The following is a 23,764-nucleotide window of genomic DNA, read 5'->3' as shown; positions in this document are numbered from 1 at the left end:
CGGGCGAGACTGGCCTCCATGACAGTTGACGCTCTGACGGACGTCGCCGGCGTACGCGTGGGACACGCCACGCTGGCCGGCGACGGTTGGCTCACCGGCACCACGGTCGTCCTCGCGCCGGAGGGAGGTGCCGTGGCCGCGGTGGATGTGCGTGGCGGTGGTCCCGGCACGAAGGAGACCGACGCCCTCGATCCACGCAATGTGGTGCAGCGGGTCGAGGCGATCGTGCTGACCGGCGGCAGTGCTTACGGGCTCGACGCGGCGTCCGGTGTGATGGCCTGGCTGGAGGAGCAGGGGCGGGGAGTCCGCGTCGGCGTGGACCCGACGCACGTCGTGCCGGTGGTGCCTGCCGCGTGCGTCTTCGACCTGGCGCGGGGCGGTGACTTCCGGGCCCGACCTGACGCTGCCACCGGTCGGGCGGCCGTGGAAGCGGCCGCGGCCGGCCCTGCGGGCGCCCCGGTGCGGGAGGGATGCGTGGGTGCGGGGACGGGCGCCGCCGTCGGGCCGATGAAGGGCGGGATCGGCAGCGCGAGCGTGCTGCTCGACTCGGGGATCACGGTGGCCGCGCTCGTGGTGGCCAACGCGGCGGGCTCGGCGTCGGATCCGGAGACGGGTGTGCTGTACGGGGAGTTGTTCCAGGGGCGGGTGGAGTATCCGGACGCTCGCGTGCACGAGACCGCGCTCCGGCGTCTCGCCGAGATCGCGGCGAAGAACGCGCCTCCCCTGCTCAACACCACGCTCGCGGTGGTCGCCACCGACGCGGACCTGACGAAGGCGCAAGCGCAGAAGCTGGCGGGCACGGCGCACGACGGGATCGCCCGGGCCGTGCGTCCGGTGCATCTGCTCAACGACGGGGACACCGTCTTCACGCTGGCGACAGGCGCGCGCCCGCTCGACCCGGACCACCCGCTCGCCCTGAACGACGTCCTCGCCGCGGGCGCGGACGTGGTGACGCGCGCGATCGTACGGGCCGTACGCGCCGCCGAGTCGGTGGCCGGACCGGGCGGGACGTGGCCGTCGTACGAGGACTTGTACGGGGGCCGGTGACACCGCGGGCCGGGGACGGTGATTGTCCCGGTTCCGTCACGTGATGGTGCCAACGGCGGCCGGAGGGAACCCCACCGGCCGCCGGATCCCTCCTTCTCCACGTACCTGAGCGGATCACTCACCTCACACGAAGTTGGAGCAGCCCGTGACAACGGCGGACAAAGCAGTACGGCGCACGGTCGGAGCCTGTGCCGTCCTGGTGGTCGGTGCCCTGACCCTGACCGCCTGCGGGGGCAGCGCCAATGCCAAGGACAAGGACGGGGACGCCAAGGGCGGCAAGAGCAGCGTCAAGACGTCCACGGCGAAGATCGCCATCTCGGCGAAGGACGGTTCGACGAGCGCGTCGATCAACGCGACCGGAGTGAAGGTGAGCGACGGCCGGCTCACCGAGGTGAAGATGACGGTGGCCGGCTCGGGGCAGGCCGTCGAGGGCTCCCTGTCGGCCGACGGCAGCACCTGGAAGCCGAAGGAGCAGCTGGAGCGCGGGACGAAGTACCAGATATCGGCGACCGCGAAGGACGAGAACGGCAAGACCGCCGCCGCCAATTCCATCTTCACGACCGTCTCTTCGTCCAACAGTTTCATAGGCACCTACACGCCGGACAACGGCACCACGGTCGGCGTCGGCATGCCGGTGTCATTCACCTTCGACAAGGCCATCAGCGACACGAAGGCCGTGCAGTCGCACATCACGGTCACCTCCAGCAGTGGCCAGCAGGTGGTCGGGCACTGGTTCGGGGAGCAGCGGCTCGACTTCCGTCCCGACGAGTACTGGAAGGCCGGCTCCAAGGTGACGATGAAGATCGACCTGGACGGGGTCGAGGGCGCCAACGGGGTCTTCGGGGTGCAGAAGAAGACGGTCACCTTCACCATCGGGCGGTCGCAGGTGTCCACCGTCGACGTCAACACACAGACCATGACGGTGGTGCGGGACGGGCAGACCCTGAAGACGGTCCCGATCTCGTCGGGCAGCCCGGAGCACACCACGTACAACGGGCAGATGGTGATCTCCGAGAAGTTCACGCAGACCCGCATGAACAGCCAGACGGTGGGCCTGGGCGGCGAGTACGACATCCCGGACGTGCCGCACGCGATGCGCCTGACGCAGTCCGGCACCTTCATCCACGGCAACTACTGGTACAACCAGGGCAATCCGCCCTTCGGTCGTACCGGCACCAGCCACGGCTGCGTGGGGCTCGCCGACGCTCAGGGCGCGCAGGGCGACACGCCGGCCAAGTGGTTCTACGACAACTCGCTGATCGGCGATGTGGTGATCGTCAAGAACTCCCCCGACAAGACGGTGTCGCCGGACAACGGGCTCAACGGGTGGAACATGTCCTGGGCCGAGTGGACCGCGGGGAGCGCCGCCTGATCGCCGGAGACGCCCTCTGACCGGCGTTTTCTGACGAACCGTCGGGCCGTGCGGGAATTTTTCGCGCGGCCCTGACGTTTTCACGGCGTACGTTTTCTCGGTTCCAGGACATGATGTCCGACCGAGGGGCTACGGTATGCACCCACAAGGTGACATGCAGCAACGCCGGGAGAAACCTTGAGCGTTCCGTACGAGACAACAGCGTACGAACCAGCCGAGTCGCCCGAGTCTCCGGAGGAGCACCTCGCGCGACTGCTCGGTCGCGCCCTGAACTCGTTCGAGCTGCCCGACGAAGCCCTACGGCGGCTCGACTGCGCACTCGCGCACGACAGCTCCCTGCACTCCGCGCACCACAGCGCGGGTCTGCATCGGGAAACGTACCGGCACACGTGGCTGCTGGCCGACGGGTGCGCGCTCACGCTGTGGGAGCTCGTGCACAACACCGCGCCGGGCAGCGAGCCGCAGCACGAGGTGTACGTCGACGAGGAGGAGCTGCGCGCCGCCACGGCCCGGCTGCCCCTGCCGTCGGACACCCCGGACTTCGAACTGCCGGTGCTGGTGCAGCTGTCGCCGATCCCCGGCCCCCGGCACGTGTACGTGCCGGACGATTCGGCGGACCACGCGCGCAGACTGCTGCGTCGCGCGGAGAATCCCGACCGGCCGGACGCGGACACGGTCGCGCTGCTGAAGTCGGCGTTCGCGCACCAGATCACCCAGGCCTTCGGACGGCCCTGCCGCGCCGGCCGGATCGGGCTGGGCTACTCGCTCTACGAGCACGCGTTCCTGCTGCGGGACGGCCGGGAGATCTCCCTGTGGGAGATCGAGCACACGGCGACGCCCGACGGGCGGCACATGTGCGAGGTGTACGTGTCCGAGGCCGCGGCCCGTGACGCGATGGAGCGCCGGGCGGCGCAGGTCTCCTGAGCCCCGCGCATCCGCGGCCCCACCGCGCCGTCGGTCAGCGACTGCCGCCGAGCTGTCGCACGAGGCCGGCGAAGGCGTCTCGCTCCGCGGGGGTCAGTTCGACGCTCTCGCGGCCCGGCCCGGACTGTCGTTGGCGCGGGAGGGCGGGCAGCACCGGCGAACCAGGCGGCACAGGCGGGTCGAGCAGCACCGGCGGGGTGGGCAGCACGATGCGGGCCTGGCCGCCTGAGCGGCTGCGCCGCAGGATGCGGGTCACGAAGATCAGCCAGGCGATGGACGCCACGGCGAGGACCGTCAGGGTCGCCAGCTGAGGGAACGTTAGATGCACGGGCATACCGCCCAGTAGACACCACGGTCCGGGACCTATGTCCCGGACCGTGACGTATATCGCATGCCACCCAGATCACGCAGATCACCCGGACCGCGCGATGAGCCTGTTCGGTGCGGAGATCAACGAACCACCGCAGATGGCCACAAGGCGCTCAGCCACCCTCTGAGGCGGGCGGCCGCGGCCCGAGCCGACCGTGGCCCGAGCCGACCGTGGCCCGAGTCGGCGCGGCCGTCGCGGGCTAGGCGGCCACCGGCTGCTTCGCCTGCGCCGCCGTGGCGGACGCGGAGTCGTCCGTCGCCTCGGGCTCGACGGCGCCGGGGACCGGCTTGCGCAGGCCCTTGAGGAGGATCACGACAGCCGTCGTCACGCACACGCCCGCCGCGATGGCGATCAGGTACAGGAACGCGTTGCCGATCAGCGGGACCACGAAGATGCCGCCGTGCGGGGCGCGCAGCGTGGCGCCGAATGCCATCGACAGGGCGCCGGTGACCGCGCCGCCCGCCATCGAGGCCGGGATGACGCGCAGCGGGTCGGCCGCGGCGAACGGGATCGCACCCTCGGAGATGAAGGAGGCGCCCAGGACCCAGGCGGCCTTGCCGTTCTCGCGCTCGGTCGGGGTGAAGAGCTTCTTGCGGACGGTGGTCGCGAGCGCCATGCCCAGCGGCGGGACCATGCCCGCGGCCATCACGGCGGCCATGATCTTCATCGCGGAGTCGCTGGGTTCCTGGACGGCGATACCGGCCGTGGCGAAGGCGTACGCGACCTTGTTGACCGGGCCGCCGAGGTCGAAGCACATCATCAGGCCGAGCAGGATGCCGAGCAGGACGGCGTTGGTGCCGGAGAGGCCGGAGAGCCAGTCCGTCATGCCCTTCTGGGCCTCGGCGATGGGCTTGCCGATCACGACGAACATCAGGAAGCCGACGACGATCGAGGAGATCAGCGGGATCACCACCACCGGCATGATGCCGCGCAGCACCGGCGGGATCTTGATCCGCTGGATCGCGAGGACGATGCCACCCGCCAGCAGACCGGCGACCAGGCCGCCGAGGAAGCCGGCGGCGATGTTGGAGGCGATCATGCCGCCGACGAAGCCGGGCACGAGACCGGGCCGGTCCGCCATGCCGTACGCGATGTAGCCGGCGAGGACGGGGATGAGGAAGCCGAAGGCGACCTGGCCGATCTGGAGCAGCAGGGCACCCCAGCTGTCGACCTGGGTCCAGGAGAAGTGCTCCATGACCGAGGGCGCCTTGGTGATCTCCCAGCCGCCGATCGCGAATCCCAGGGCGATCAGCAGACCGCCCGCGGCGACGAACGGGACCATGTAGCTGACGCCCGTCATCAGCCACTTGCGCAGCTTGGTGCCGTAGCCGTCGCCGGACTCGCCGGTCCGTTCGACCGGCGTCCCGCCCTTGGCGGACGCGCTCACCTCACCGCGTGCCGCCTTCCCGCGGACCTCGGTGATGAGTGCGGCGGGACGGTTGATGCCGGCCTTCACGCCGACGTCCACGGTGGGCTTGCCGGCGAAGCGGTCCTTGTCGCGTACGGGGACGTCGTGGGCGAAGATCACGCCGTCCGCCGCGGCGATGACGGCCGGGTCGAGCCGGGTGAATCCGGCCGAGCCCTGCGTCTCGACGACGAGCTCGACGCCCGCCTCGCGGCCCGCCTTCTCCAGGGACTCGGCCGCCATGTAGGTGTGGGCGATGCCGGTCGGGCAGGAGGTGACGGCGACGATCCGGAAGGGGCGCGTGGCCTCGGCGCCCGTGTCCTCGCCGTCCTCGCCGGTGGCCGTGTCGGCGTCGGCGGAGGCCGCCGCCGACGCCGACACGGAGTCTGCGGTAGTGCCCTCGGTCCCGGCGGCCGAGGTTTCGGCGACCGGCGCCGCAACGGCCGAGGGGGCCGGGGCGTCGGCTCCCGGAGCCGTGTCGCCGCGGATCAGCGCCGCCGCGGCCGTCGCGTCGCCGGCCGAGCGCAGCGCGTCGGTGAACTCGGCGTTCATCAGCTGACGGGCAAGCGACGACAGGATCGTCAGATGGGCGTCGTCCGCGCCGGCGGGCGCGGCGATCAGGAAGATCAGGTCGGCGGGACCGTCGGCGGCGCCGAAGTCGATGCCGTCGGCGCTGCGTCCGAACGCGAGCGTCGGCTCGGTGACGTGCGCGCTGCGGCAGTGCGGGATGCCGATGCCGCCGTCGAGGCCGGTGGGCATCTGGGCCTCACGGGCGGCCACGTCGGCGAGGAAGCCCTCCAGGTCGGTCACCCGGCCCAGGGCCACCATGCGCTCGGCGAGGGATCGCGCCGCCGCTTCCTTTGTTTCGACGGACAGGTCGAGATCGACCAGGTCCGCGGTGATCATGTCGCTCATCGCGGGCTCCTTCGCACGCGTGTCGCCCGGGACGTGGGGTGGTGGGCGAGGGTGGGGACGGGGACAGGGGTTGTGGCGGCGGTGCAGTGGGGGAAGGTGAGGACGGCGGAGGCCGGGCCGGGGAAACCCCGCCTCCGCGGGATGGCAGGCGGGTTCGGACCATGCCTCCCCTGATCGGCGGGGCGGCCGAGGCGACCCTGCCGACCATGCCGGCGGGCGGCGAGTAACGAGGAGCTTCGCCGCTCGATGAACGGTTCGCCGCGCGGCGCGGGGCACACGGAAGTGGACGTCGGCACGGACCGCGCGGGAAGCGTCGTACGTACCGACGCCGTGGGGCGCGTCGTCGGCACGGACGGCGTGGGGCTCGTCGTCAGTACAGGCGACGCCGTGGGGCGCGTCGTCAGTACAAACGGCCGGGGGGTCGTCAGTACAGGCGGCGGCGTGGGGAGGGTCGTCATGACACCGGCTCCGTCAGCTCACGGTCCAGTGGCACCTGCGCCGTGACCGTCACCGCCGCCGGGTCCAGGTCGTCCGGGGTCGGCATCACGCTGCCGGGCAGCTGGACGGCGGCCGCTCCGTGCGCGACGGCGGAGGCGAGTGCCGCCGGGCCGCTGCCGCCGGCGACGAGGAAGCCGGCGAGGGAGGAGTCACCCGCTCCCACGTTGCTGCGTACGACGTCGACGCGGGCGCTCGCGAACCAGGTGCCCGTGTCCTCCACGAGCAGCTGCCCGTCCGCGCCCAGGCTGGCGAGCACGGCGCGGGCGCCCATCTCCCGCAGCTCCTCGGCCGCCTTCACCGCGTCGCCCACGGTGGCCAGGGGGCGCCCGACCGCTTCCGCGAGCTCCTCGGCGTTCGGCTTCACCACGTCGGGCCGTTCCCGCAGCGCGTCCAGGAGCGCACGCCCGGAGGTGTCCAGGGCGATGCGAGCGCCCACGGCGTGCGCCCGCGCCACCACCTCGGCGTACCAGGAGGGCGCGAGCCCCCGGGGCAGGCTGCCGCAGCAGGCGATCCAGTCGGCGTCACGGGACTGCTCGCGGATCGTCTCCAGAAGCAGTTCCTGCTCCTGCGGGGACAACTCGGGTCCGGGCGCGTTGATCTTCGTCAGGACGCCGTCCGCCTCCGCGAGGGCGATGTTCGAACGGGTGGCTCCGGCGACCGGGACCGGTGCGACCTCGATGCCCTGGGCGTCGAGGAGGTCGGCGACGAGTGCGCCCGGCGCACCACCCAAGGGCAGGACGGCGACCGTACGCCGCCCGGCGGCCGCGACGGCGCGCGAGACGTTGACGCCCTTGCCGCCCGGGTCCATCCGTTCGCCGCTGGCGCGGATGACCTCGCCGCGGTCCAGGGACGGGACCTCGTAGGTGCGGTCCAGGGACGGGTTGGGGGTGACGGTGAGGATCATGCGCGTACTACTTCCGTACCGCCGCGCTCGATGGCGGCCGCGTCGTCGGGGCTCAGGCCGCTGTCGGTGATCAGCAGGTCCACGTCGCTCAGGTCGCCGAAGCGGGCGAAGTGCTCCTGGCCGTGCTTGGCCGAGTCGGCGAGCAGCACCACGCGGCGCGCGGCGGCGACGGCCGCCCGCTTCACCGCGGCCTCGGCGAGGTCGGGGGTGGTCAGACCGTGCTCGGCGGAGAACCCGTTGGCGGCGACGAACAGGACGTCGGCGCGGATCTCGCCGTACGCGCGCAGCGCCCACGCGTCCACGGCGGCGCGCGTACGGTGCCGTACGCGCCCCCCGACGAGGTGCAGCTGCATGCCCGGATGGTCCGCGAGGCGGGCGGCGATGGGCAGGCTGTGCGTGACGACGGTGAGCTCGGCCTCCAGCGGGAGGGCGGCGGCCAGGCGGGCGATCGTGGTGCCGGCGTCGAGGATCACCGTGCCCTCGGTGGGCAGTTCCGTGAGGGCCGCCTTGGCGATGCGGTCCTTCTCGTCGGCGGAGGTGCCTTCACGTTCGGCGAGGTCCGGTTCGAAGTCGAGGCGTCCGGCCGGTATGGCACCGCCGTGCACCCGGCGCACCAGGCCGGCCCGGTCGAGGGCCTTCAGATCGCGGCGGATCGTCTCCGCCGTGACCTGGAACTCCTCGGCCAGCGACAGGACGTCCACCCGGCCGCCGTCACGGGCGAGCCGCAGGATCTCCTGCTGCCGCTCCGGTGCGTACATGTCCGTTCTCCTCCGACCGATGCCAGTTTCATGCCCGAACCTGTGGTTTCGCCTCGGAGGCTACGCCCGCATTTCCTGAAAGTAAACAGGTTCGGACGCGATTCGGGCATGAACGGACTTTCACTCTTCGCGCCGGAGCACCCGTGAGGGGCCGTGACCGATCAGCCGGCGGACCCGTCACCGATCAAGTGGCGGACCCGTCGGACCGACGTGAGGGGCCCGTCACCGGTCAGGTGACGGGCCCCTCACACGGGAGCGTCGGCTCAGCCGACGAGCTCGCGCTCCCGGTCCCCGGAGGGGGCCGCCTCCGGGGCGTCCTCGGCGCCGCCCTCCAGGTGCTGGGCCGGCCGCTTCGGCAGGGCGAACATCAGCAGGAAGATCGCGAACATCACCAAGGCCACCCAGCCCAGAGCGTGCTCGAAGGCGTTCACGAAGGCGGGACCCACCTCGACCGGGGTCAGCCGGTCGCCGATCCGACCGAAGAAGACGACCGCGACCAGACCCAGTCCGAGCGCGTTGCCCATCTGCTGGACGGTGTTGATCAGCCCGGACGCCGAGCCGGCGTGCTCGCGCGGCACGTCCGACAGCACCGCGTCCGTGAGCGGGGCGACGATCAGCCCCATGCCGACGCCCATCACGACCAGCGGAAGCGCCATCTGCCACGAGGCGATCCCGAGGCCGTACCGCTCGGACTCCCAGATGTAGAGGAGTACACCGATGGCCATGGTCAGGGCGCCCGTCTGCAGCACCTTGCGCCCGAAGCGCGGGACCAGCGTCTGTACGGACAGCCCCGCGGCCGTCGACACCGCGAGCGAGAACGGCACCCCGGTCAGACCCGCCCGCAACGGGCTCCAGCCCAGGCCGGTCTGCATGTACAGCGTCCAGACCAGGAAGAACACGCCCAGTCCGATGCCGAAGACGGTCTGCACGGCGACGCCCGCCGCGAAGCTGCGCACCCGGAAGAGGGAGAGCTCGATCAGCGGCGAGCCGTCCCGCGCGCCCTTGCGCCGCTCGTACGCGACCAGCGCCCCGAAGACACCGAGCGAGCCGGCCATCGACACGTACCCCCACACCGGCCAGTCCAGCTCGCGGCCGCGGGTGAGCGGGTAGAGCAGCATGAGCAGACCGAGGGTGACCAGGACGACACCGACGAGGTCCAGCTTCAGCGCCTTGGGCGCCTTGGACTCCGTGATGAAGCGGCTGCCGAGGATCAGTCCCACGATGCCGACCGGCAGGTTGATGAGGAAGATCGGCCGCCATTCCAGGCCGAACAGGTTCCACTCCGTCAGCAGCGCGCCGAGCAGCGGCCCGGAAACGGCGCCCAGCCCCACGATCGCGCCGAAGAGCCCGAAGACCTTCCCCCGCTCGTGCGCGGGGAAGGTGGCGTGCACGATCGACAGCACCTGCGGCACCATCATCGCCGCCATCGCGCCCTGGAGGATGCGGGAGGCGACCAGCATCTCCGGGTTCGCGGCGAAGCCGCACAGCGCGGAGGCGAGGGTGAAACCGCCGATGCCGAGGAGGAACAGCCGCTTGCGGCCGTGGATGTCGCCGAGCCGACCGCCGGTGATGAGCCCGGCGGCGAAGGCGAGCGCGTAGCCGGCGGTGATCCACTGGATCTGGCTCCAGGAGGCACCCGCGTCCTCCTGGATGGAGGGGATGGCGATGTTGACGATCGTGACGTCGACGAGGTCCATGAAGGCCGCGGTCATCACGATGGCGAGCGCGAACCAGCGACGACGGTCACCCGGCGCCGCCCCGGGCGTTCGAGGATCGGACGAGGTCTTCGGCGAAGCTTGGTTCGAAGGTTGGGGCGGGGTCTCGGGTGAGGTCTCCGTGGAGGTCATGGTGTGACAGTAGGACCGGACTAGGTCAGATCGTGTCCTAGTTCTGCGGCATCCTCGGATGCATGACGACGGACACCCCGGCTCGGCTGCTCCAGCTCCTCTCCCTCCTCCAGACGCCCCGCGAATGGCCCGGCGGCGAGCTCGCCGGCCGGCTCGGGGTCTCCCGCCGCACGGTCCGACGGGACATCGACCGGCTGCGTGAACTCGGATATCCCGTGCAGGCGAGCCTGGGCTCGGACGGCGGCTACCGGCTGGTGGCCGGCAAGGCGATGCCGCCGCTCGTCCTCGACGACGAGGAGGCGGTGGCGATCGCGGTCGGGCTGCGGGCCGGGGCGGGACACGCGCTGGAGGGCGTCGACGAGGCGTCCGTACGCGCCCTGGCCAAGCTGGAGCAGGTGCTGCCGGCCCGGCTGCGTCACCGCGTCTCCACCCTCCAGGCCGCGACCACCCCCCTGACCAGCGGCGACGGCGCGAGCATCGCACCCGAGACGCTGACCGTCATCGCCTCGACGGTGGCCGGACAGGAACGGCTGCGGTTCGCCTACCGCGCGAAGGACGGCACGGAGTCGCGCCGCCTGACCGAGCCCTACCGGCTCGTGTCCACCGGACGGCGGTGGTACCTCGTGGCGTACGACCTCGACCGCGAGGACTGGCGGACCTTCCGGGTGGACCGGGTCGAGGACCCGTTCGCGACCGGGGCCCGCTTCACCCCGCGCGAGCTGCCGACGGGGAGCGCGGCGGAATACCTCCGGCGGTCCATCCACCGGCGCCCGGACGCCTACGACTACGAACTCGACGTCACGTTCGAGGCACCGACGGAATTCGTGACGACCCGTCTGCCGACCTGGCTGGGAACACCGGTCGCGAACCCGACGGCGGGCACCGACGGCGAGGCCGGTTGCCGGCTCCGGGGCACCACCGGTAACCCGGTGGAGTGGGTGGCGATGCGGCTGGCGACCCTGGGCTGCGAGTTCTCGGTCCAGGGCCCCCCGGAACTGATCGCGTGCGTAACGGAACTGGGCGGGCGCTTGAGCCGGGCGGCAGTGGGTGGGGGCGGTACGGACGGTACGGGCGGTGGGGAGGGTACGGCGGGTCTGGAGAGTGCGTCCGGGAATGGCGGGCGCGGAGAGGGCGGGCGCAGGGCCGGGTAACGCAAAGGCCGGATAGCACCATGCCGGGCAGCGGGAGAGTCCGGTGACCCGACGTCAGCGGGCGCGAGGCCGGCGGGAGCGTTGCCGACTGACGCGAGGTTGGCTGACGCGAGGTCAGCGAGCGCAAGGCTGAATGACGCGAAGTCAGTGGGACTGGCGCGGGCGCGGGTTAGGCCTTCTCCTCCGGGCTCTCTTCCCATGCGAATCCATCCAGGGACCGCAGATTGCGCAACGCCAGCTCTGCCGGGCCTTGTCGCCCTGTCGGAGGGGAGTCGGTCGCCGCCCAGCTCTCGACCGCCACCCGAACCGCGGCCCCGGCCACCGCCGCGGTGAAGCGCAGATAGGGGGAGGCAACGTTGTCGGGAGCGGGCGTGGGCCCGGCAGCGGGAGCGGGAGCCGACTTGGGGGCGGGAGCCGACTCGGCCGTGGAAGCCGAGGTCGGGGTGGGCTCCTGGGCAGAGAAGGCACCGGCGGCGGTGTCGGAAGGTACATCAGACGCTGTGTCGGACATGGCGTCGGCGCCGGCGGCGGCACCGAGAGCGGCATCGGCGGACGACGTACGGGACAGCGCCGCCGTTCGTTCCGCCAGTACCTGTGCGAGTGTCGCCTCCGAGGTGTGGCAGACCTCCGCCCAGACCTTGCCGAGGGCCGGACTGGTTCCGGCCAGTCGGATCAGGGTGCGAACCCATTCCCAGGACGCCGCCGACACTCCGCGGCCGGGTACGAGGGTGTGCCGTACCGCGTGTTCCAGGGCTTCAGGCACGGTCAGTTCGGCCGGGGCCACGCGTAGCGCCTCCGCCCAGCGCTGCGCGCCCGCCTCGTAGAGTGGGGCGACGGCTTCTTCCTTGGTCGCGAAGTACCGGTAGAAGGTGCGCGGGGCGATGCCCGCCGCCTGGGCGATGTCCTCGGCGCGGGTGGCTTTGAGGCCCCGGCTGACGAAGAGGCCTGCCGCCGAGCGGGCGATCTCCATACGGGTCGCCGCTTTGCGCCGCTCGGTCAGCGAAGCCGAGGCGGAGGGAGAGGTCGAGCTGATCACGTCGGCAGGCTATGCCCATGTGGCACAATCTGCCATTCGGGCGGGCCACCCCGTGGTTCAGGTACGGGGTGCCCCGCCCTCCTGGCGTGCTCGTCCGTGTGTCATATGCCCGGGCGGGGCATGTGCGCCCGCAATCCCGCCCGAAGCGGAAGCGATGCGGGCCTGGTGGAGCGGAAGTGATGCGGGCCCGGCGAGAGGAATGCGGGTCTGGCCGTCACGAAGGGGAGCCGGGCCCCGGCGCCTGGGGGGAGAGGCACCGAAGCCCGGCTCGGGGAAAGTCCCGGCGCCGGGGGGATGTGCGTCGGGACTTGGCTGATGCGCGGCAGAGATCTCGGAAAGGGCTGCGAGGTCGGATCGGCCCGGACTCCTGTGCCGACTCGGACTCCCGTGCCCAGAAGTCTTGTTCCCGCGCCTCTTCGCATTGAAGCGGCGTTCCTGCGCCATGTTTGCGCGGCTCTCCACCACCCGGCGCACGCGGGCGGGAACCCGGCACCAACAGGCCCGAGGCCCGGTCGCCGCAGCTCCGGTCCGTGACACGGACGCTCACGCGGGCAGCCGACCTCACGGTGACTCCGGCCCGTGGCCCCGCGTCGGCGCGGCGAAAAAGCCGACTCCGGCCGCCAGGGGTCGAGGGGACCCGATGCGCTCCAGACACTCGATGCGCTCCAGACGCTCGAGACATGTCACCCGTACCCCTCGAGCTCACCTCTTCGCCAGGGCTCGGCCGCCTTGCCAGGCCTCGCCGCAGGCCCCTCAGCCAGACCGACGCCGCGGCGGAGCGTCATGCCCCGGCCGGCCGACGGAGGTTCGACCTTCTTACGCGGCTGCCTCGAAGCCCGTGTCGCGGGCCAGCTTCTTCAGTTCCAGCAGGGCGTGCTTCTCGATCTGACGGATGCGTTCCCTCGTCAGGCCGTGTTCCTTGCCGACCTCGGTGAGGGTGCGCTCACGGCCGTCGTCGATGCCGTACCGCATCTTGATGATGGAGGCGGTGCGCGGCTCGAGGCGGTCGATCAGGCCGTCCAGTTCCTCGCTGCGCAGCAGGGTCATGACGGACTGCTCCGGCGAGACCGCGGAGGTGTCCTCCAGCAGGTCGCCGAACTGGGTCTCGCCCTGGTCGTCGACCGCCATGTTCAGCGAGACCGGGTCGCGGGCCCAGTCCAGAACGTCCGTGACGCGCTCCGGCGTCGAACCGAGCTCGGTCGCGATCTCGGCGGGCTCCGGGTCACGGCCGTTCTCGCGGTTGAACTCGCGCTGCACACGACGGATCCGGCCGAGCTCCTCCACCAGGTGGACGGGCAGGCGGATCGTGCGCGACTGGTCCGCTATCGAGCGGGTGATGGCCTGACGGATCCACCAGGTCGCGTACGTCGAGAACTTGAAGCCCTTGCGGTAGTCGAACTTCTCGACCGCGCGGACCAGACCGGCGTTGCCCTCCTGGATGAGGTCGAGGAGCGGGAGACCGCTACGGGGGTAGCGGCGGGCCACCGCGACGACCAGCCGGAGGTTGGACCGGATGAAGACGTCCTTGGCCCGCTCGCTCTCGACGACCAGGGCCTCAAGCTCATCGCGCGAGGCGTCCGCCCGGGACTCCTCGTCGCCGTCGAGGACCTGTTGTGCGAATACACCCGCCTCGATGATCTGTGACAACTCGACTTCCTTGGCGGCGTCGAGCAGAGGTGTACGCGCGATTTCGTCGAGGTACATGCCGACCAGGTCGCGGTCGGCGATCTCGCCGCCATGGGCGCGAACACTGCGGGCCGCGTCGGTCGTCTCGCCGTTGGCGGACTTGCGACGGGCGACGGCACGGGTTGCCATGCGTGCTCCCTTGCGATGGAGGTTCGACGGGTGGCCCTTCAGACACCAGGCACTCTCTCGGACTCGGACTCTCCTCGGGTGCCCTGCATCTGATGGAAACAACGACTGGAATCAGGACAGAATTCCCAACCCGCACCCCGATTTTGATGATCTTGCAGTACCCTGTCCGACCACGCGAGGAGGCGCGATGTTGTCGGAACGTACAGAGGTGCAGGTCAGGCCAGGAGTCGAGGGTGACCTCGAAGCCCTCACCAGCCTCTACAACCACTACGTACGTGAGACGCCCATCACTTTCGACACCGTGGCCTTCACTGCGGAAGAGCGACGTCCTTGGCTGCTCTCCCACCCTGAAGACGGACCGCATCGCCTGATGGTTGCCACGGAAGCGGACTCACAGGGCACCCAGGGGACCTCACAGGAAATCCTGGGTTACGCCACATCCAGCCCTTACCGGCCGAAGGCGGCCTACTCCACGTCGGTGGAGGTGACGGTCTACGTCGCGCCGCACGCCGGGCGGCGCGGCATCGGCACACTCCTCTACGAGGCGCTCTTCGAGGCGCTGGCCGGCGAGGACCTGCACCGCGCCTACGCGGGCATCGCGCAACCGAACGAAGCGTCCGCGCGACTGCACGAACGCTTCGGCTTCCGGCACGTCGGCACGTACCGCGAGGTGGGCCGCAAGTTCGACCGCTACTGGGACGTGGCCTGGTACGAGAAGGAGCTCTGACCTCGGCAAGACCGCCAGCCCGGGGTGAGCCCAGGCCCCGGAGAGGCCCAGGAGTCCCGGCTCCCGGCTCCCGGCTCCCGGCTCCCGGCTCCCGGCTCCCGGCTCCCGGCGAGTGTCAGCCGAACTGCACGGAGCGCTTCGCCATCCCCATCCAGAAGCCGTCGATCACGGACTTCTGCGCGTCCAGCTCGCCGGACATCTCCGCGGCGCCCATGGTCACGAAGAGCGGGGCGAAGTGCTCGGTGCGCGGGTGGGCGTACCGGCCGGCCGGGGCCTTGTGGAGGAAGTCCAGCAGGCCGTCCCAGTCGCGGGTCTCCAGCGCGTGCCGGCCCCAGTCGTCGAACTCCGAGGACCAGGTGGGCACTCCCCCGCCGGTGTGCCGCAGCGCGGCCAGGTTGTGGGTGAAGAAGCCGGAGCCGACGATCAGGACGCCCTCGTCGCGCAGCGGCGCGAGCTTGCGGCCGATCTCCATCAGCTTCACGGGGTCGAGGGTCGGCATGGAAATCTGGAGGACCGGGATGTCGGCGGCCGGGAACATCTCGACGAGCGGCACGTAGGCGCCGTGGTCGAGGCCGCGGTCGGGGATGTCCTGCACGGGGGTACCGGGGGCGCGCAGCAGCTTGCGTACGCTCTCGGCGAGCTCGGGTGCGCCGGGGGCGTCGTACTTCACCTGGTAGTAGTGCTCGGGGAAGCCCCAGAAGTCGTAGACCAGGGGGACCGGGTCGACGGCACCGAGGGCGAGGGGGGCCTCCTCCCAGTGGGCGGAGACCATCAGGATCGCCTTGGGGCGGGGCAGGTCGGCGGACCAGGCGGCGAGCTCACCGGGCCAGACCGGGTCGTCCGCCAGGGGCGGGGCGCCATGGCTGAGGTAGAGCGCGGGCATGCGCTCCTGGGGGAGGGCACGTTCCTGAGGTGCGACCGACATGGCGACTGCTCCTTCCGGGACCTCGGCCCCTACTGACTCCGGACACGTCTGACTACGACTGCTGTCCGGAACCGCACGCTGCGGCCCATCGGCTCACAGTCCGGCCCAGACGCCCCGGATACCCCTCGACAGTTGATTGAAATCTAAAACGTCAACATCGCTCAGCGTATTCCCGATTGATTTAAATTTCAAGGAGCAAACGTTTACAGTGGAGTACATGACGCAGGCACCCGTATCCGCCGACGAACCCCAGTGGCTCACCGCCGAGGAGCAGCGCATCTGGCGCTCCTACGTGCACGCCACGACCCTCCTCGAAGACCACATGGACCGTCAGCTCCAGCGTGAAGCGGGTATGCCGCACATCTACTACGGTCTGCTCGTCAAGCTCGCCGAGTCCACTCACCGGCGCCTGCGGATGACCGAGCTGGCCAAGTACGCGAAGATCACCCGCTCGCGTCTCTCCCACGCCATCGCCCGGCTGGAGAAGAACGGCTGGGTGCGCCGCGAGGAGTGCGACTCCGACAAGCGCGGCCAGTTCGCCGTCCTGACCGACCAGGGCCTGGAGGTGCTGAAGCGCGCCGCACCGGGCCATGTCGCCGTCGTACGCCACGCGGTGTTCGACCGGCTCACGCCGGAACAGCAGAAGTCCCTCGGCGAGATCATGCAGATCGTCGCCGAGGGACTTCAGCCCGATGAAGCGGGTGCGGACCTGCCCTGGCTCCGCTAGGCCCGTAGCCGGGTCAGTGGGCCATCACCGGCACGGCGACGTCCTCGTCGTCCTCCGCTCCGGAGCCCGCGACCGCGCCCATGTCCGGCTTGCCGGCGTTGACGAGGGTCAGGGCGATCGTGGCGGCGGCGACCAGGATGCCGACGGCGAACCAGATGGCGCTGGTGTAGCCGTGCACCATGCCCTCCAGCTGCACCAGCTGCTGCTGGGGCTTGGAGGTGGCACCGGCGACGTGGTCCTTGATGTACGACGTCGTCGCGGACGCGGCGATCGTGTTCAGCAGGGCGGTACCGATCGCGCCGCCCACCTGCTGCGAGGTGTTGACCATGGCGGACGCCACACCGGCGTCCCGCGGCTCGATGCCGTACGTGGCCAGGGACATGGCCGGCATGAACGCCGTTCCCATACCGAGGCCGAGCAGGAGCATCGCCGGCATCAGCACGGCCGCGTACGAGGAGTCGATCTCCAGCCGGGTCAGCAGCAGCATGCCGAGCGCGGCGACCAGGAAGCCGGGGCCCATCAGCAGACGCGGGGCGACCCGGGTCATCAGACGGGTACCGATCTGGGTGGAGCCGGTGATCATGCCCGCGATCATCGGAAGGAAGGCGAAACCGGTCTTGACCGGCGTGTAACCCTTCACGATCTGCAGGTAGTAGGTCAGGAAGAGGAACAGACCGAACATCGAGATGATCGCGAGACCGAGGGAGAGGTAGATCCCGCCGCGGTTGCGCTCGGTGATCACGCGCAGCGGCAGCAGCGGCGCCTTGACCTTCGACTCGACGATCACGAAGGTGAGCAGCAGCACGGCGGACGCGACGAACATGCCGATCGTCACCGTGTCGCTCCAGCCCTCGGACTCGGCGCGGGTGAAGCCGTAGACGAGCGAGACCAGGCCCAGGGTGGAGAGGATGACGCCCGGGATGTCGAGCGCGGAGCGGTTGCGGCCGCCCTCGGGCTCACGGATGACGAAGTAGGCACCGGCTGCGGCGATGATCGCGAACGGGATGTTCACGAAGAACGTCCAGCGCCAGTCCAGGTACTCGGTGAGGAAGCCGCCGAGGATCAGGCCGACGGCGCCGCCACCACCGGCGATCGCGCCGTAGATGCCGAAGGCCTTGGCGCGCTCCTTGGCGTCCGTGAACATCACGGCGAGCAGGGAGAGGGCGGCGGGCGCGAGCAGGGCGCCGAACGCACCCTGGAGGGCGCGGGCACCGAACATCATCGCCTCGTTGGCGGCGGCGCCGCCGAGCGCGGAGGCCGCGGCGAAGCCGCCCAGGCCGACGACGAAGGCACGCTTGCGTCCCCACAGGTCGGCTATGCGTCCGCCGAAGAGCAGCAGACCGCCGAAGGCGAGGGCGTAGGCGGTGACGATCCACTGCCGGTTGCCGTCGGAGATGCCCAGGTCCTGCTGGGCGGAGGGCATCGCGATGTTCACGATGGTGGCGTCGAGGACGACCATCAGCTGGGCGAGGGCGATGAACGCCAGCGCCTTCCAGCGGTTGGCGTCCGGGCCACCCGTCTTACCGGGGGCCTTCAGGGCTGTTTCAGACATGGGGATACCCGCTTCGGGACTTCGTGACGGAAAAGAAGTGAGATAAAGGGCGGCTCGTCGGCACTGACGGGCCGTTGTTCGTTCGGGCGTGATGACGAATGGGGTGCGCAGTCGGCGGCGGCCGGCCGCCCGGGCAAGGTGTGGGCGGCTGAGGGGCACCATGGTCACCGAGGGCCACCGCGGTCACCGAGCGCCGACGACCACCGGTGAGGGTGATGACGACTGCTGCTGCGGTTACGTGAACCGATCGTTCAGGCCTGGCGCAGATCCTCCAGGGTCACGGGCGAACCCGGCAGGACCGAAGGGGCCGGGGCCCGCAGTCCGTCCAGGAACAGTTGAAGGTGGCGGTGGACGAACCGGTCGGCGTTCAGGCAGCCGGTACCGGCCGGGGGCCGGCTGAGCTGGGCCACCGCCATCATCACGTCCCCCACGCCGACGTCGGGCCTGAGCTGCCCGGCCGCCTTCGCGCGGTCCATGACTTCACCGATGATCCGCTCGACCCGTTCGCGCGCGGTTTCGAGGTCGGGGTGGTGCTCGTCGAAGGTGCTGGAGATCATCGGGCACAGCGCGCTGAGCCGTTCCTCGGCGGAGGCGTGCACGAACCTCTCCAGCGCCCCGAACGCGTCGCTCTCGGCGAGGGCGACCTGTCCGGCCTGGACCATGCGGTCCAGCACCGAGCAGACGACCTCACGCACCAGGGCGTCACGGTCGGGGAAGTTGCGGTACACCGTGGCATTGCCTACGCCGGCCCGGCGGGCGATCTCGTCGAGCGGCACCTCGGCACCGAACTCGACGAACATCTCGCGGGCGGCGGTGACGATCCGCTCCCGGTTACGCAGAGCGTCGGCACGGGGCCGGGCCACCTTACGCACGGTGGGGGTAGCGGTCGCGGTCTGCACGGCGCACTCCTTATGACGTTCCGGAACGCTTCGGACGTTTCGAGACTGAAGGGCGATCCGGGGATCGACTCCCCGTTTCGCTCGGACACATGACTAAACGGGGATGGCGTCCCCGGTTATTTCCCAAACCCGGAAGTTTCTTGATGTGACCTGGGTCACGCCCGGGAGGGGGCGGAATGGAGGGGGGTGGAGCTGGGCCGGGGGCGGGCTTCAGCAAGGGCTGGGCGGGCTTCACGCGGGGGTACGGCGGGGTTCAGGCACGGGCGGGGCGGGCTTCGCGCGGGGGCGGGGCTCGCGCGCGGGCGGAACGGTCGAGGGCGGCGAGTGGCGCGGCGCCGAGGGGGGTGGGCGTAGGGCGCGCGGGGCAGGCAAGTGCGGTCGACGCAGCCGGACCTGCGGCGCCAGGACGGGCAGCGCATCCATGAACCGGGGGACCGGGCCCAGCGGAATGGGCCCAGCGGGATGGGCCCAGCGGGATGGGCCCAGCGGGATCCGGAACCGGGGCAACCAGAACTGGAGAACCAGGAGCCGAAGTTCCAGGAGGGCGGGTCCTAGGAGCCGAAGTTCCAGGAGGGCGGGTCCTAGGAGCCGAAGTTCCAGGAACCGGCGCGACCAGTAAGTACGGGTGTCGCGCAGGGCACGCACAGCCATACCCACCGGTAATCCACGATCGGTCTCCTCCAGCGCGCGCCCCCGTGCGCCCCGTCGGAGGGTGAGCGAAAGGATGCAGCCGGTGACCGGTGGCTGCCTGGAGCGAAAGGCCCCCTGCATGCAGCCGCAGCCCCTGCGCACCGCTCAGGCCCGCGCAGGCGAGCCACCCCGCCGTCGGATACGCCCGCGTCGCGTCGCCGCCCTCGCCTCCGTCTCCGTGCTGACGCTCGCGGTCAGCACGTCGGCCGGGTCCGGACACCTCACCCCGGTCCCCGGCGCGACGACGGCCGGCGCGGGTCCCGTCTCCCTGGCCCGCTCCTCCGCCCTCGCCCCCTGCATGATCAACGGCCGTGCCGGCGTCCAGATGTCCGAGGGCGTGCCCACGCCGAGCGGCTACTCCCGCTCCACCGGCACCGTCCGCGCCCTCACCCTGATGATCGACTTCTCGGACGCACCCGGCCGGGGCAGCGCGCTGAGCCGCTACCGCGAGTTCGTCCCGCAGACCGAGGAATGGTTCCGCACGGCGTCCTACGGCCGTCTCGACTACCACGCCGAGACCCCGATCCCACACTGGCTGCGCATGCCCAAGACCTTCCGCGAGTACGGCATAGAACGCGGCGCGCCCTTCGACCCCGGCTACCGCGAACTCGTCCAGGACATCGTGGCCTCCGCCGACCCGACGGTGGACTTCCGCTCGTACGACCTCCTGAACGTGCTGGTCACCCCGAACGCGGGCCCCTCCGCCCTGGACACGGTCCTTTCGGTGACGTTCGCCGGCAACGCGGAGGCGCCGGTCGCCGACGGGGTGACCGTGGCGAACGCGTCCTTCGTGTACTCCCGTCAGGACGACGGCTCGGGCTCCTACGACCGCACGGGCTACCGCGTGCTCCCCCACGAGAACGGCCATGTCTTCGGCCTGCCCGACCTCTACACGCAGGAGGGCGGCGGCGCCGTCGGCCACTGGGACATCATGAGCGAGGACTGGGGCGCCAACAACGATCTCCTCGGCTGGCACAAGTGGAAACTCGGCTGGCTCGACGCCACCCAGATCGCCTGCGCGGCCTCACCCGGCACGACGGAGTACCCCCTCACCCCCCTCTCCCGCACGGCCGGCCCGAAGCTGATCTTCGTCCCGCTCAGCGACCGCACCGGTTATGCCGTCGAACTGCGCGCCCGCGGCGGCAACGACGAGGCGGTGTGCCGCCCCGGGGTCCTCATCTACAAGGTCGACGCGGACGTCGACACCGGCATGGGCCCGGTCACGGTCTACGACTCCCACATCGACAGCGGCGGCTGCACCCGCAGCCCCAACGTCCACGCGGAACTCTCCGACGCCCCCTTCGCGCCGGGCGAGACGTTCAAGGACCCCAAGAGGGACATCCGTATCTCGGTGGTGGGGGCGGACCTGAAGGGCGACTACCGCGTACGGGTGAGCCGCGGGTAGCAGCCCCGGCCAGACGGAACGGGCAGCCGGACCACAGGTCGGAGAACGGGCGTGCGGTCCCGCAGGGCGACCGAGGCGGGCGACCGGGGCTACCGTAGGCACGCCGCGACGCCGTAACCACCACGCGCGCAGACGCACGCGGACGTACGTACACGCACGTGCACGCACCCGCACGCACGCGCGCGTGGACGCACCCGACCCATACCCGCCGTCCACCACCAACGAGCACAGCCAGCGCCTACCGGTCACAGCCACCGCCCACCGCCCGCCACCGGTCCACCGCAGTCCGCCGCCGTATCGGAGAACCGAGCAGCCATGTCCGCGAAGACGCCCGCATCCGCCCCGGCCCCGGTTCCGGCTCCGGTCCCGACCCCGGAGGCAGGGCAGACGCCGGCAGAGGGCGGAAAGGCGCCGACAGAGGCGGGGCAGATGTCCGCGGAAGCGGGGCAGACGCCTACGGAAACCGGGCAGACGTTGGCGGAAGCCGGGCAGACGCCGGCGGAGGCGGTATCGCCGTTGATCCGCGGGGTCGCCGTGTTGCGGCAGCTCACCGAAGCGGGCGGCACGATGAGTCTGAGCGGACTGGAACGGACCACCGGCCTAGCCCGCTCGACGGTCGACCGGATCACCGCGACCCTCACCCGCATGGGATACGTCCGTCTCGACGGCCGGGACGCCGTCCTGACCCCCCATGTCATGGAACTCGGCAACGCCTACCTGGCGGCGCTGCGTCTGCCCGCACTGCTGTCCACCCGCGCGGACCACCTGGCCGACGAACTGGACGAGTCCGTCTCGCTGGCGGTCGCCGACCGCGACGGCATCCGCTTCATCCACCAGGCGACCCGCCGCCGCGCGATGTCCCTGAGCTTCCGCATCGGCGACCTGCTCCCGGCCGAACGCACCGCGCCGGGGCAGCTGTTCGCGACGGAGTGGACGGACGAGGAGTGGCAGTCCTGGCGCGCCCGCAGGACGAGGGACCCACTGAACCGTGACTTCCCGAGCGTGCCGCCACCGCCTCCACAGAGCGCGGAAAGCGACGAGGACTTCACCCGCAGGACCGCCCGGGCGGCGGACGAGAACTGCGCCCTGGACGACCAGCTGATCGAACCGGGGCTGGTGGCGGTCTCCGTTCCCGTACGGGATCCGCGCACCGCCAGCATCGCGTGCGTGGCCAGCGTCGTCAGCCACACGAGCCGCCACACGGCGGCGGATCTGCGCGACACGCTCCTCCCCCGGCTTCGGCTGGCCGTGGCGGCGATGGAGGAGGACCTGCGCCAGGCATCACCCCCCGAACCGGGCCCGGCCCCGGCGGGGCTGGCGACCTGGACGGGCGCCTCGAAGCAGCAACTGGGCCGCGGCTTCATCGAGTCCCTCGCCCGAGGCCTGACCGTCCTGACGGCGTTCGACGAGGGCCGGGCGGAGTTGTCCCTCACGGAGGTCGCGAAGGCGACCGGTCTGGCGAGGGCGACGGCGCGCCGCGCCCTGATCACCTACGAACATCTGGGCCTGGTGACCCCCACCCCCCGCCGCACGTTCACCCTCACCCCCCAGGTCCTCTCCCTCGGCTTCCCGCCCCTCTCCCGCACGTCCCTCCCCCGGATCGCGGCCCCCCATCTGACGGCGCTCACCCACGCCGTCCAGGAGACGACCGCGCTGGCGGTGCTGACCGAACGGGGCGACGAGGTCCAGTACACGGCCCGGGCGACCGCGCACCACGTCATGAGCGTCGACATCGCGGTGGGCACGCGACTCCCGGCCGCCTCCACCTCGACGGGCCGCCTCCTCCTGACCGGACCCGCGGCCGCGGGCGCCTACACCCTCGTCGACGAGGAACTGGAACGCGGCGTACGCGCGATCGCGGTCCCGATCCGCGACCGCGACGGCCGGGTGATCGCCGCCCTCAACGCGGCGACCCACGTCGCCCGCCGCACGGCCGAGGAATGCGTCCACGACATCCTCCCGGCCCTCCTCGCCACCGCATCCCACATCGAGACAGACCTCCACACAGCCGCCCGCTTCACCCACGTCCCCCTGACCTGACCCCCACACCCCCCAACCCGAATCCGGTACGCTGACGCCAGTGACCCGACAGGGCCACCATCCCGCCTTCGTAGCTCAGGGGATAGAGCACCGCTCTCCTAAAGCGGGTGTCGCAGGTTCGAATCCTGCCGGGGGCACAGGCTTAAGGGCCAGCTCAGGAGGGTTTTCCTCCTAGGCTGGCCCTTCGCTGTTTTAGCGGTCGTGCCACAGGCGTGCCACTACGCCCACATCCCCGCCCTGGGCGACCCAGCCGCGCATGGGCGGGGAGTCGTACAACAGGTTGCCCACAGCGAAGTCACTCCGAGTGTCGAATGGTCTGCAGCAGCCCGCCGGACCCATCATCAAGCAGCCAAAATGACCAGCCGTTGCGGTTCGGGTTCACGTCCGGCTTGTAGTACGCCACCACCGCTCGCGCGGCCCCAGTCGGCGTCTTGAAACTCTGCCCGGCAAGCGGCCCTGATGTGATGTCGATCCGCTTCGTGTCCCGGTCATAGTTGCCGCGAGTCCGATGGCCTTCGTAGTCGACGTACACGCCGACCCTGCGTTCCTTCTCCGCACCTTCCTTGCTCGCGGAGGGCGGCACGCTTGCGCTCCTCACGAGCCGAGCAACAACCTCGCCAGCAGTGCTATTGCCCATGCGCGCCGCGAACTCGATGGAGCGATAGGTCTGTTCATCAACCTCAATAGTTGGGCTCATGCCCTCCCCCTTGCTAGTCGGTGTCGACCACCCAAGGCTAGCGCATTCGAAGGACGCAGA

General features: G+C 70.8%; 19 protein-coding genes and 1 tRNA gene. 9 read left to right on the top strand and 11 right to left on the bottom strand.

Features of this window, described 5'->3' with window-relative positions; translation table 11 throughout:
* The first annotated feature begins 18 nt into the window (after nucleotides 1-18).
* The 3 genes from OG440_RS21500 to OG440_RS21490 all read left to right on the top strand — a co-directional run bounded on the left by OG440_RS21500 (nucleotide 19) and on the right by OG440_RS21490 (nucleotide 3,343).
* Entirely contained in the window at nucleotides 19-1,047 is a 1,029-nt protein-coding gene (locus OG440_RS21500) for a P1 family peptidase (protein WP_406008418.1), read from the top strand.
* A gap of 145 nt (nucleotides 1,048-1,192) precedes the next feature.
* Nucleotides 1,193-2,419, top strand: coding sequence for an Ig-like domain-containing protein (locus tag OG440_RS21495; protein ID WP_406008417.1), 1,227 nt, complete (start codon nucleotides 1,193-1,195; stop codon nucleotides 2,417-2,419).
* Between the two features lie 177 nt (nucleotides 2,420-2,596).
* Nucleotides 2,597-3,343 carry a DUF6227 family protein gene (locus tag OG440_RS21490; RefSeq protein ID WP_406008416.1) on the top strand — a complete coding sequence of 249 codons (747 nt, stop codon included), beginning with the start codon at nucleotides 2,597-2,599 and terminating at the stop codon, nucleotides 3,341-3,343.
* A 34-nt stretch (nucleotides 3,344-3,377) separates the two neighbouring features.
* On the opposite strand, the gene OG440_RS21485 is transcribed toward OG440_RS21490, so the two are convergent.
* From OG440_RS21485 to OG440_RS21465, 5 genes are all read right to left on the bottom strand, one after another.
* The gene (locus OG440_RS21485; protein ID WP_406008415.1) at nucleotides 3,378-3,677 is read right to left on the bottom strand and encodes a hypothetical protein; all 300 of its coding nucleotides are present in this window, start codon (nucleotides 3,675-3,677) and stop codon (nucleotides 3,378-3,380) included.
* A 235-nt stretch (nucleotides 3,678-3,912) separates the two neighbouring features.
* Nucleotides 3,913-6,033 carry a fructose-specific PTS transporter subunit EIIC gene (locus OG440_RS21480; RefSeq protein WP_406008414.1) on the bottom strand — a complete coding sequence of 707 codons (2,121 nt, stop codon included), beginning with the start codon at nucleotides 6,031-6,033 and terminating at the stop codon, nucleotides 3,913-3,915.
* 454 nt (nucleotides 6,034-6,487) lie between these two features.
* Nucleotides 6,488-7,435 (bottom strand): 1-phosphofructokinase, encoded by a 948-nt coding sequence (gene pfkB, locus OG440_RS21475; RefSeq protein ID WP_406008413.1) that lies wholly within the window; start codon nucleotides 7,433-7,435, stop codon nucleotides 6,488-6,490.
* Nucleotides 7,432-8,193 (bottom strand): DeoR/GlpR family DNA-binding transcription regulator, encoded by a 762-nt coding sequence (locus OG440_RS21470; RefSeq protein ID WP_406008412.1) that lies wholly within the window; start codon nucleotides 8,191-8,193, stop codon nucleotides 7,432-7,434. The genes pfkB and OG440_RS21470 overlap by 4 nt, the downstream gene beginning before the upstream one ends.
* 263 nt (nucleotides 8,194-8,456) lie before the next feature.
* Nucleotides 8,457-10,040, bottom strand: a complete 1,584-nt coding sequence (locus OG440_RS21465; RefSeq protein WP_406008411.1) for an MFS transporter — start codon at nucleotides 10,038-10,040, stop codon at nucleotides 8,457-8,459.
* A gap of 62 nt (nucleotides 10,041-10,102) precedes the next feature.
* Between OG440_RS21465 and OG440_RS21460 the strand changes: the two genes are divergently transcribed.
* Nucleotides 10,103-11,191: a helix-turn-helix transcriptional regulator gene (locus OG440_RS21460; RefSeq protein WP_406008410.1), complete on the top strand. Its 1,089-nt coding sequence runs from the start codon at nucleotides 10,103-10,105 to the stop codon at nucleotides 11,189-11,191.
* Between the two features lie 169 nt (nucleotides 11,192-11,360).
* Here the strand turns inward: OG440_RS21460 and OG440_RS21455 are convergent, their stop codons facing one another.
* The gene (locus tag OG440_RS21455; RefSeq protein ID WP_406011418.1) at nucleotides 11,361-12,161 is read right to left on the bottom strand and encodes a TetR/AcrR family transcriptional regulator; all 801 of its coding nucleotides are present in this window, start codon (nucleotides 12,159-12,161) and stop codon (nucleotides 11,361-11,363) included.
* A gap of 882 nt (nucleotides 12,162-13,043) precedes the next feature.
* Nucleotides 13,044-14,042 (bottom strand): RNA polymerase sigma factor RpoD/SigA, encoded by a 999-nt coding sequence (locus tag OG440_RS21450; protein WP_406008409.1) that lies wholly within the window; start codon nucleotides 14,040-14,042, stop codon nucleotides 13,044-13,046.
* A 187-nt stretch (nucleotides 14,043-14,229) separates the two neighbouring features.
* On the opposite strand from OG440_RS21450, the gene OG440_RS21445 reads away from it, so the two are divergent.
* On the top strand, nucleotides 14,230-14,769 hold the full coding sequence (locus tag OG440_RS21445; protein ID WP_406008408.1) for a GNAT family N-acetyltransferase: 540 nt from the start codon (nucleotides 14,230-14,232) through the stop codon (nucleotides 14,767-14,769).
* A gap of 115 nt (nucleotides 14,770-14,884) precedes the next feature.
* Here OG440_RS21445 and OG440_RS21440 read toward each other — a convergent pair whose 3' ends face one another.
* Nucleotides 14,885-15,694 carry a dioxygenase gene (locus tag OG440_RS21440; RefSeq protein WP_406008407.1) on the bottom strand — a complete coding sequence of 270 codons (810 nt, stop codon included), beginning with the start codon at nucleotides 15,692-15,694 and terminating at the stop codon, nucleotides 14,885-14,887.
* Between the two features lie 217 nt (nucleotides 15,695-15,911).
* Here OG440_RS21440 and OG440_RS21435 point away from each other — a divergent pair, with 217 nt between their 5' ends.
* A complete protein-coding gene (locus OG440_RS21435; protein WP_406008406.1) occupies nucleotides 15,912-16,421 on the top strand; it encodes a MarR family winged helix-turn-helix transcriptional regulator in 510 nt (169 codons plus the stop codon).
* Nucleotides 16,422-16,434: 13 nt separating this feature from the next.
* Here OG440_RS21435 and OG440_RS21430 read toward each other — a convergent pair whose 3' ends face one another.
* On the bottom strand, nucleotides 16,435-17,973 hold the full coding sequence (locus OG440_RS21430) for an MFS transporter (RefSeq protein ID WP_406008405.1): 1,539 nt from the start codon (nucleotides 17,971-17,973) through the stop codon (nucleotides 16,435-16,437).
* Nucleotides 17,974-18,224: 251 nt separating this feature from the next.
* Entirely contained in the window at nucleotides 18,225-18,872 is a 648-nt protein-coding gene (locus OG440_RS21425) for a TetR/AcrR family transcriptional regulator (protein ID WP_406008404.1), read from the bottom strand.
* Nucleotides 18,873-19,641: 769 nt separating this feature from the next.
* Here OG440_RS21425 and OG440_RS21420 point away from each other — a divergent pair.
* The 3 genes from OG440_RS21420 (at nucleotide 19,642) to OG440_RS21410 (ending at nucleotide 23,144) form a co-directional block, all read left to right on the top strand.
* Nucleotides 19,642-20,967, top strand: a complete 1,326-nt coding sequence (locus OG440_RS21420; protein ID WP_406008403.1) for a M6 family metalloprotease domain-containing protein — start codon at nucleotides 19,642-19,644, stop codon at nucleotides 20,965-20,967.
* A gap of 429 nt (nucleotides 20,968-21,396) precedes the next feature.
* The gene (locus OG440_RS21415; protein ID WP_406008402.1) at nucleotides 21,397-23,007 is read left to right on the top strand and encodes a helix-turn-helix domain-containing protein; all 1,611 of its coding nucleotides are present in this window, start codon (nucleotides 21,397-21,399) and stop codon (nucleotides 23,005-23,007) included.
* A 64-nt stretch (nucleotides 23,008-23,071) separates the two neighbouring features.
* Nucleotides 23,072-23,144: transfer RNA gene (locus OG440_RS21410), tRNA-Arg, on the top strand.
* A gap of 158 nt (nucleotides 23,145-23,302) precedes the next feature.
* On the opposite strand, the gene OG440_RS21405 is transcribed toward OG440_RS21410, so the two are convergent.
* On the bottom strand, nucleotides 23,303-23,704 hold the full coding sequence (locus OG440_RS21405) for a hypothetical protein (protein ID WP_406008401.1): 402 nt from the start codon (nucleotides 23,702-23,704) through the stop codon (nucleotides 23,303-23,305).
* Between the last annotated feature and the right edge of the window lie 60 nt (nucleotides 23,705-23,764).

The organism is Streptomyces sp. NBC_00637 (assembly GCF_045161545.1).
Classification (GTDB): domain Bacteria; phylum Actinomycetota; class Actinomycetes; order Streptomycetales; family Streptomycetaceae; genus Streptomyces.
This window is presented reverse-complemented; position numbering and strand designations above follow the sequence as displayed.

Excerpts from the sequence above, each read along its gene's own strand:
- OG440_RS21420 (WP_406008403.1), top strand. The coding sequence starts at position 19,642 with ATGCAGCCGCAGCCCCTGCGCACCGCTCAGGCCCGCGCAGGCGAGCCA.
- OG440_RS21480 (WP_406008414.1), bottom strand. The coding sequence starts at position 6,033 with ATGAGCGACATGATCACCGCGGACCTGGTCGATCTCGACCTGTCCGTC.
- pfkB (WP_406008413.1), bottom strand. The coding sequence starts at position 7,435 with ATGATCCTCACCGTCACCCCCAACCCGTCCCTGGACCGCACCTACGAG.
- OG440_RS21405 (WP_406008401.1), bottom strand. The coding sequence starts at position 23,704 with ATGAGCCCAACTATTGAGGTTGATGAACAGACCTATCGCTCCATCGAG.
- OG440_RS21445 (WP_406008408.1), top strand. The coding sequence starts at position 14,230 with ATGTTGTCGGAACGTACAGAGGTGCAGGTCAGGCCAGGAGTCGAGGGT.
- OG440_RS21485 (WP_406008415.1), bottom strand. The coding sequence starts at position 3,677 with ATGCCCGTGCATCTAACGTTCCCTCAGCTGGCGACCCTGACGGTCCTC.
- OG440_RS21470 (WP_406008412.1), bottom strand. The coding sequence starts at position 8,193 with ATGTACGCACCGGAGCGGCAGCAGGAGATCCTGCGGCTCGCCCGTGAC.
- OG440_RS21450 (WP_406008409.1), bottom strand. The coding sequence starts at position 14,042 with ATGGCAACCCGTGCCGTCGCCCGTCGCAAGTCCGCCAACGGCGAGACG.
- OG440_RS21430 (WP_406008405.1), bottom strand. The coding sequence starts at position 17,973 with ATGTCTGAAACAGCCCTGAAGGCCCCCGGTAAGACGGGTGGCCCGGAC.
- OG440_RS21455 (WP_406011418.1), bottom strand. The coding sequence starts at position 12,161 with ATGGAGATCGCCCGCTCGGCGGCAGGCCTCTTCGTCAGCCGGGGCCTC.
- OG440_RS21460 (WP_406008410.1), top strand. The coding sequence starts at position 10,103 with ATGACGACGGACACCCCGGCTCGGCTGCTCCAGCTCCTCTCCCTCCTC.
- OG440_RS21435 (WP_406008406.1), top strand. The coding sequence starts at position 15,912 with ATGACGCAGGCACCCGTATCCGCCGACGAACCCCAGTGGCTCACCGCC.
- OG440_RS21415 (WP_406008402.1), top strand. The coding sequence starts at position 21,397 with ATGTCCGCGGAAGCGGGGCAGACGCCTACGGAAACCGGGCAGACGTTG.
- OG440_RS21465 (WP_406008411.1), bottom strand. The coding sequence starts at position 10,040 with ATGACCTCCACGGAGACCTCACCCGAGACCCCGCCCCAACCTTCGAAC.
- OG440_RS21500 (WP_406008418.1), top strand. The coding sequence starts at position 19 with ATGACAGTTGACGCTCTGACGGACGTCGCCGGCGTACGCGTGGGACAC.
- OG440_RS21440 (WP_406008407.1), bottom strand. The coding sequence starts at position 15,694 with ATGTCGGTCGCACCTCAGGAACGTGCCCTCCCCCAGGAGCGCATGCCC.